This window comes from Hydrogenophaga sp. (genome assembly GCF_031426985.1).
Taxonomy (GTDB): domain Bacteria; phylum Pseudomonadota; class Gammaproteobacteria; order Burkholderiales; family Burkholderiaceae_C; genus Hydrogenophaga.
The window spans coordinates 1-7621 of sequence record NZ_JASJOY010000244.1; the positions used below are offsets into that span (position 1 = coordinate 1).

General features: G+C 65.2%; 10 protein-coding genes. 9 read left to right on the forward strand and 1 reads right to left on the reverse strand.

What is annotated here, in order from left to right; all coding sequences use genetic code 11:
• A partial coding sequence (gene hemB, locus RMP09_RS23865) for a porphobilinogen synthase (RefSeq protein ID WP_310568462.1) occupies positions 1-713 on the reverse strand: 713 nt, incomplete at its 3' end.
• Between the two features lie 377 nt (positions 714-1090).
• Between hemB and RMP09_RS23870 the strand changes: the two genes are divergently transcribed.
• The 9 genes from RMP09_RS23870 to RMP09_RS23910 form a co-directional block, all read left to right on the forward strand.
• Complete coding sequence (locus tag RMP09_RS23870) at positions 1091-2146, forward strand: hypothetical protein (protein WP_310568463.1); 1056 nt, start codon at positions 1091-1093, stop codon at positions 2144-2146.
• Positions 2147-2432: 286 nt separating this feature from the next.
• Complete coding sequence (locus RMP09_RS23875; RefSeq protein WP_310568464.1) at positions 2433-2861, forward strand: CopD family protein; 429 nt, start codon at positions 2433-2435, stop codon at positions 2859-2861.
• A gap of 15 nt (positions 2862-2876) precedes the next feature.
• A complete protein-coding gene (locus RMP09_RS23880; protein ID WP_310568465.1) occupies positions 2877-3977 on the forward strand; it encodes a VanZ family protein in 1101 nt (366 codons plus the stop codon).
• Positions 3978-3986: 9 nt separating this feature from the next.
• Positions 3987-4325, forward strand: a complete 339-nt coding sequence (locus RMP09_RS23885; protein WP_310568466.1) for a (2Fe-2S) ferredoxin domain-containing protein — start codon at positions 3987-3989, stop codon at positions 4323-4325.
• Between the two features lie 50 nt (positions 4326-4375).
• Positions 4376-4999: an alpha/beta fold hydrolase gene (locus RMP09_RS23890; protein ID WP_310568467.1), complete on the forward strand. Its 624-nt coding sequence runs from the start codon at positions 4376-4378 to the stop codon at positions 4997-4999.
• A gap of 37 nt (positions 5000-5036) precedes the next feature.
• Positions 5037-6218, forward strand: coding sequence for a D-alanyl-D-alanine carboxypeptidase family protein (locus RMP09_RS23895; protein ID WP_310568468.1), 1182 nt, complete (start codon positions 5037-5039; stop codon positions 6216-6218).
• Between the two features lie 146 nt (positions 6219-6364).
• The gene (gene rpsL / locus RMP09_RS23900) at positions 6365-6742 is read left to right on the forward strand and encodes a 30S ribosomal protein S12 (RefSeq protein WP_056266875.1); all 378 of its coding nucleotides are present in this window, start codon (positions 6365-6367) and stop codon (positions 6740-6742) included.
• A gap of 151 nt (positions 6743-6893) precedes the next feature.
• Positions 6894-7364 (forward strand): 30S ribosomal protein S7, encoded by a 471-nt coding sequence (rpsG, locus tag RMP09_RS23905; RefSeq protein ID WP_310568469.1) that lies wholly within the window; start codon positions 6894-6896, stop codon positions 7362-7364.
• Positions 7365-7462: 98 nt separating this feature from the next.
• Positions 7463-7621, forward strand: a 159-nt coding sequence (locus RMP09_RS23910; protein WP_310568470.1) for a GTP-binding protein, incomplete at its 3' end; no start/stop codon positions are given.

A 7621-nucleotide genomic window follows, 5' to 3' on the forward strand; every position in this document is an offset into this window, starting at 1 on the left:
TCGTCGCTGTTGCCCGGGTCCATCTGGTAGACCTTCTTGTCGGCCTTGCCCAGGTTGGCGGCCGAACCCACGGCGTCGCGGAAGGGGCCATAGAAGGCGCTGGCGTACTTGGCGCTGTAGGCCATGATGCGCGTGTGCACGTGGCCGGCGGCTTCCAGCCCCTGGCGGATGGCGCCAATGCGGCCGTCCATCATGTCGCTGGGGGCGACCATGTCCACACCGGCGGCGGCCTGGGTCAGCGCCTGCTGCACCAGGATCTTCACCGTCGGGTCGTTGAGGATGTAGTTGTGCTCGTCCAGCACGCCGTCCTGGCCGTGGCTGGTGTACGGGTCCAGGGCCACGTCGGTCATCACGCCCAGACCGGGGAATTCCTTCTTCAGCGCCCGCACCACGCGCGGCACCAGGCCGTCGGGGTTCATGGCCTCCTGGCCGTCCGGCGTCTTGAGCGACTGGTCGATCACCGGGAACAGCGCCATGTACGGAATGCCCAGCTTCACGCAGTCCTCGGCCACGGGCAGCAGCAGGTCCAGGCTCAGGCGTTCGACGCCCGGCATGGACTTGACCGCTTCGCGCCGGTCGTTGCCGTCCAGCACGAACACCGGGTAGATGAAATCGGCCGGGCTGAGCCGGTGCTCGCGCACCAGGTCGCGGGTGAAGGCATCGCGGCGCAGGCGACGCGGACGGGCGAGGGGGTAGGGGGCGTGGGTGTGCATGGGTCGATTGTGGCAAAGCCGGCCAGAAGCAGGGCGGCGGCGGCGGGGCCGATGCGCCCGGGGCCGCAGGGCGCGTCAGCTTCGTTGGTACATTGAAAAACGCGTAAGTTTGTGTTGAACTCCACGGACCGCTGAAAATAGCAGCAGCTGTGACGTGGCCGCCGGTGCTATTTTCAAAGAACTCTTCAAAGCACTCGCTCTTGCCACGTGGTGACGGACTCCGTCGCGGTCCGCCGAGCAGCAGACAGGCCCGTCTTCCCCCGCAGGGATGCGTCAGGTCATCGACATCTCATCAGAAGCCTTTCATGCCGCAAAACAGAAAAACCAGCGCGGGACCATCGGGGTCTGCCAAATCGGGAGGACACAACGAGACCGATATGTGGTCGCTGGACGACCACTGGCCCAGCCTGATCTCGGGGCTGGCCGACCAGATCACCGAGGGGGTCAGCGCGCTGCAGAACCAGATCGACCAGCTGCTGGCGCGCGGCCGCATCAGCAAGCTGGAGCACCGCACGCTGAGCATCCCGGCCGAGCGCATCAAGCTGGCCGGCGTCAGTGCCCAGCAGGTCACCCGTTTCTACAGCGGTCGCATCCGCCAGACCCACGAGAAGGTGGACATGTCGGTGCTGGTCGAGGGGGTGCTGCAGGAGCGCAAGCAGGAGCTGGGCATTCTGGGCATCGTGCTGCGCCGCAAGCTCAAGCCGGTCGAAGTGCTGGTCGATCCGACCGTGGCGCACACCTTCGTCAACGCCGTGCTGGACTGGGGCCTGCCGTTCGGCAACCGGGTGGACGTGCGCATGGACCTCAACGCCTGGCCGCAGCACGCGCGCTTGCAGGTGCGCGTGTCCAACGATGGCGTGCCACCCTCCAGCGCCACCAGCCCCGACAACCTCAGCTGGATGCTGATCCGCCAGATCGCCTTGACGGCCGGCGGCATCGAGATCGACCGCGAAATGGACCAGGACGGTGTGGGCTTCACGGCCCTGTTCACGCGCACGGTGCAGGCGGTGGACGGCATTTCGGCGGTGGACCTGTCGGACGAGCAGTCCTCCATGTTCAAGTCGCTGTCGGGCACGTATGTGCTCACCATTTCGCCCAGCCTGCAGATCCGGGCCGATGTGCGCGATGCGCTGCGCGAGATCGGCATTTCGTCCGACAGTGTGGTGGACTTCAGCCAGGCGCGTGATGCCGTCAAGAGCCGCATGCCCAACCTGATCGTGGTCGATTCCGAGATCAAGGACGACGCCTTCGAGACCTTCCGGCGCGATCTGTTGCGCGAGGTGTTCGAGTTCCCGTTCGTGGAGATCTCGCCCGATGACAGCTCGTTCGACATGTCCGGTTTTGGGGAGTTTTCCATGGCCAAGGTTGGGCGCGGCAACATCCGCGAAGCCTTGGGCACAGCCGTCATGTTCGAATTGGCCAAGATGATGTAACGCCTTGGTATTCGTTATCTTCAAATGGGCCGAAATGTGAGAGGGCCCCTGTCAGATCTGACAGGTTTTGCTTGAAACTTCTCGAAATTATGTTGTAACATTCATATCGGACAAACCGAAAGGAACGTCCCCCGCTTTTCCTCCCTGAGCGGGTGCCTTAGTGTGTGACAGCAAAAAGGCTTATCCACCCGGCCCTTGTGGGCCGGGTTTTTTTTTGCCTGCGCATATGTGCAGCGGTGCTGGATGGGCCGGTGCGAGCGGCCGATGGGGGCACTACACTGCCGCCATGCTCTGGGTCAAAACCTTTCACATCGTCTTCATCGCCAGCTGGTTCGCAGGCCTGTTCTACCTGCCGCGCATCTTTGTCAACCTCGCCCTGGTGCCGCCCGAAAGCGTGGCCGAGCGCGGGCGACTGATGCTGATGGCGGGCAAGCTGTTTCGCTTCATGACGCTGCTGGCCGTGCCGGCCCTGGCGCTGGGCTTGTGGCTCTGGCTGGGTTACGGCATTGGCAGGGGGCCGGACAACGGCTGGATGCACGCCAAACTGCTGTTCGTCGTCTTGCTGCTGGGCTACCACCACGCGTGCTGGGTGATGCTGCGCAAATTCCGCAACGGCCAGAACCGCCGCAACCACGTCTGGTACCGCTGGTTCAACGAAGCGCCCGTGATCATGATGGTGATCGTGGTGGCGCTGGTGGTGGTCAAGCCTTTCTGAGGCGTGCAGGCGGCTGTGCAAGCGCGCTCGTCGGCCTGGACCCTGGCACTGATCTTCACCGGGCTGGTGCTCTACGCCAGCCTGTATCCCTTCGAGGGTTGGCGCGCGCAGGGCGTGTCGCCGCTGGCCTTTCTGTGGGCCCCCTGGCCCCAGTACTGGACGGGTTTTGACCTCTGGTCCAACCTCGTGGGTTACATGCCGCTGGGTTTTCTGCTGGCGCTGGGCATGATGCGCGCCGGCTGGGGCGCCTGGTCGTGGCCGCTGGCGGTGCTGTGGTCGCTGCTGCTGACGCTGCTGGTCGAAACCGTGCAGAACTTTCTGCCCATGCGCGTGCCATCCAACGTCGATCTGGGGCTCAATGCCGCCGGTGCGCTGGTGGGCGCCAGCGCCGCCTGGGTGTTGCAGCGGCTGGGGGCCTTGCGGCGCTGGAGCCAGTTCCGCGCCGACTGGTTCTTCCCGCAGGCCCATGGCGGCCTGGTGTTGCTGGCGCTCTGGCCGGCCGCGCTGCTGTACCCGGCCTCGGTGCCGTTCGGGCTGGGCCAGGTGTCGGAGCGGCTGGAAGCGGGGTTGGTGCGGCTGCTGGCCGACACGCCGTTCCTGGACTGGGTGCCGCTGCGTGCCGACACGGCGCTGCCGCTCGGCCCGCTGGCCGAGGCGTTCTGCGTCGCGCTGGGCTTGCTGGCGCCGCTGCTCATGGGGTATGCCGATCTGCGTTCGGTGGGCCGCCGGGGCGTTTTTCTGCTGATGCTGTTCGCCTGCGCTCTGGGGGTGTCGGGCCTGTCGTCGGCGCTCACTTATGGTCCGTCCCATGCGTGGTCGTGGATGACGCCGCAGGCCGGGGTGGGCATGGGGCTGGCGCTGCTGCTCGGGTTGTTGTGCATGACCCTGCCGGCACGGTTGTGCCACGTGGGCCTGTTGCTGAGCCTGGCGGTGTCGCTGAGCCTGCTCAACCGCGCGCCGGTCAGCGCGTACTTTGCGCAGTCGCTGCAGGTGTGGGAGCAGGGGCGGTTCATCCGCTTCCATGGGCTGTCCCAGTGGCTGGGCTGGTTGTGGCCGTTTGCGGCGCTGTGGCTGGGTGCGCGGGCGCTGGCCCGTCCGCCCGGGCGCGGCGACTAAAATCCCGCCATGGCTGACAACAATTCTTATTACGAGCGGCACATCTTCTTTTGCCTGAACCAGCGCGACAACGGTGAAGCCTGTTGTGCGCAACACAAGGCGCAAGAAGCGTTCGACCGCTGCAAGTCGCAGGTCAAGGCGCTGGGGCTGGCCGGGCCGGGCAAGGTGCGCGTGAACAAGGCGGGCTGCCTGGACCGCTGCGCCGGCGGGCCGATCGCGGTCGTTTACCCCGAAGCCGTCTGGTACAGCTTCGTCGACGCGAGCGACATCGACGAGATCGTCACCTCCCACCTGCGCGATGGCGTGGTGGTGCAGCGTCTGCTGACCCCGTCCGACGTCGGGCGCTGAGTGCGCCGTTACAACCGGCCGCCGAGGGTGGCCCTGCCCGGAGCGAGCGCATGAATGCCCAGACCGAACACCTGCTGCAAGACGGCCCCGCGGGGCAGATCGAAGTGGCCATCGACCGGCCTGAAGGCGCGCCGCTGGGCGCCGCGGTCATCGCGCATCCCCATCCCTTGCATGGCGGCACCCTGACCAACAAGGTGGTGCAGACGCTGGCGCGTGCCTTTGTGCTGGCGGGCTGGACGGCGGTGCGTTTCAACTTCCGGGGGGTGGGGCGCAGCGAAGGCGCCTACGACGAAGGCCGTGGCGAGCTGGACGACCTGCTGGCGGTCATCCGCACCCAGGCGCCCGATGGGCCGCTGTGCCTGTCCGGGTTTTCGTTCGGGGCCTTCGTCACCAGCCATGCCGCCGCCCAGCTGCAGGCCCAACGCGACCTCCAGCGCCTGGTGCTGGTGGGCACGGCGGCCAGCCGTTTTGCTGTTGCGCCCGTGCCGTCGGAACTTCATCTGCGCAGCCTGGTCATCCATGGCGAGCAGGACGACACCGTTCCGCTGGCGTCGGTGATGGACTGGGCTCGGCCCCAGAACCTGCCGGTGCTGGTGGTGCCTGGTGGCGGGCATTTTTTTCATGGCCAGCTGCCCTTGCTGCGAGAGCTGGTCTTGCGTCATCTGCGCGCCTGAGGGCGTCGCAGTTTTTCATTTTTGGTCAGGTTGTTTGATGTCTTTGCGTCGTTGGTGTTCTCGAGTGATCGGTGTGTGGGCTGCTGTGGCGGCCTTTTCTGTGGCGGCCCAGGCGCCGCAGCCCCCTGAAGTTGCTGCCCGTGCCTATCTGCTGCTGGATGTGACCGCCGGCCAGGTGCTGGCCGCCAAAGATGCCGACAAACCGGTCGAGCCCGCCTCGCTGACCAAGCTCATGACCGCCTACATCGTGTTCGACGCGCTCAAGGCCGGCAAGATCAGCCTGACGCAGACCTTCCCCGTGAGTGAGCGCGCCTGGAAGATGCCGGGCTCGCGCATGTTCATCGATCCCAAGATGCAGGTGCCGGTCGAGGATCTGATCAAAGGCATGATCGTGCAGTCCGGCAACGACGCCACGATGGCGCTGGCCGAAGGGGTGGGGGGATCGGCCGAGCGCTTCGTGCAGCTGATGAACGAGCAGGCCCGGGTGCTGGGCATGAAGGCCAGCAGTTTCAAGAATCCAGAAGGACTGACAGTGGCCGGCCACGTGACCACCGCGCGCGACCTGGCCACGCTGGCCACGCGCCTGATGGGCGATTTCCCCCAATACGTTGGCTACTACGCCCTCCAGCACTACCGCTACCCCGGCACCCCCGCGGCCAACGACACCAACCGCAACCTGCTCCTGTTCCGCGATCCCAGCGTGGACGGTCTCAAAACCGGCCACACCGATGCCGCGGGCTATTGCCTGGTGGCCACGGCGCGTCGCCCGGTGCCCGCGCTGGGTGCGGGTGCGCAGGGCCAGCGCCGCTTGCTGAGTGTGGTGCTGGGGGCGGCCAGCGAAAACGCCCGCGCGGCCGAAAGCCAGAAGCTGCTGAACTGGGGCTACACCGCTTTTGATGCGGTGCGCCTGGTGGCCGCCGGCCAGCCGGTGGCCAGCCCACGGGTCTGGAAAGGCCAGGCGGCCACGGTCAAGCTGGGCCGTCCAGAAGGTGTGGTCGTGGCCGTGCCCGCCGGCGAGGGCAGCAAGCTGAAGACCGAGATCGCCCGGCCGGATCCGCTGGTCGCGCCGCTGCTGCGCGGCCAGGCGGTGGGCACCCTGCGCGTGTCGCAGGCCAACGGTGCGCTGGTGGCCGAAGTGCCGCTGACGGTGCTGGAAGCCGTGGAACAAAGCGGCCTGCTGGGGCGCGCCTGGGACGCGCTGCGCCTCTGGATCCAGTGAACCGGCGCCGCGTGTGGCGGGGCGTCGACCCGTCGGATCGGCTCCTGTTTGGCGAAAAACAGACCGCGTGATATAGTCGAAGGCTCTTCGGAATTTTCCGAGGGGTTTTCGTCTTTGCTTTTTTCAAACGTTTAGGGACGTTTTCAATGCCAACCATCAACCAACTCGTGCGCCACGGCCGGGAGGTCGAAAAGACCAAATCCAAGAGCCCGGCCATGGAAAACTCGCCGCAGCGTCGTGGCGTGTGCACCCGTGTGTACACCACGACCCCCAAGAAGCCCAACTCCGCTCTGCGTAAAGTCGCCAAAGTGCGCCTGACCAACGGTTTTGAGGTCATCTCCTACATCGGCGGTGAAGGCCACAACCTGCAGGAACACAGCGTCGTGCTGGTTCGCGGCGGTCGTGTCAAGGACTTGCCTGGTGTGCGTTACCACATCGTGCGCGGTTCGCTGGACCTGCAGGGCGTGAAAGACCGCAAGCAGTCGCGCTCCAAGTACGGCGCGAAGAAGCCCAAGGCCAAGTGATTCGGGTTTTCGGTGTTTGGCCGGCCGGCAAGCTGTGCTGAACGTAGTGACCCCAAAACGCCATGTCGGCGTCGGGTCGAGTAAGTGAGAGCCTGGCTGGGTTCTCGCGGTGTCTGAAAAGGCGCCAACTGAAGCAAATTTGAGGTGAAACATGCCACGTCGTCGCGAAGTCCCTAAACGTGAAATCCTGCCGGATCCCAAGTTCGGCAACGTCGAGCTCTCCAAGTTCATGAACGTGATCATGGAAGGCGGCAAAAAAGCTGTCGCCGAGCGCATCATTTACGGTGCGCTGGAGCAGATCGAGAAAAAGACCGGCAAAGACCCGGTCGAAGCCTTCTCCATCGCCATCAACAACGTCAAGCCCATGGTGGAGGTCAAGTCCCGCCGCGTGGGTGGTGCGAACTACCAGGTGCCCGTTGAAGTGCGCCCGGTTCGCCGTCTGGCGCTGTCGATGCGCTGGATCAAGGAAGCTGCCCGCAAGCGCAGCGAGAAGTCCATGGCCATGCGCCTGGCCAACGAGCTGGTGGAAGCCACCGAAGGCCGTGGCGGTGCCATGAAGAAGCGTGATGAAGTGCACCGCATGGCCGAGGCCAACAAGGCCTTCAGCCACTTCCGCTTCTGATTCACGCGGGCGCCATGCGCGCCCGCTAGCCTGTTGGAAGCGAGCCCGCGGGCCTCATAAGGGTCGCGGGCTTTGGTACTTAATTTTGGAGAATTTTCATGGCACGCAATACGCCCCTTGAGCGTTATCGCAACATCGGTATTTCGGCGCACATCGACGCCGGCAAGACCACCACGACCGAGCGCATCCTGTTTTACACGGGCGTGAACCACAAGATCGGTGAAGTGCACGACGGCGCCGCCACCATGGACTGGATG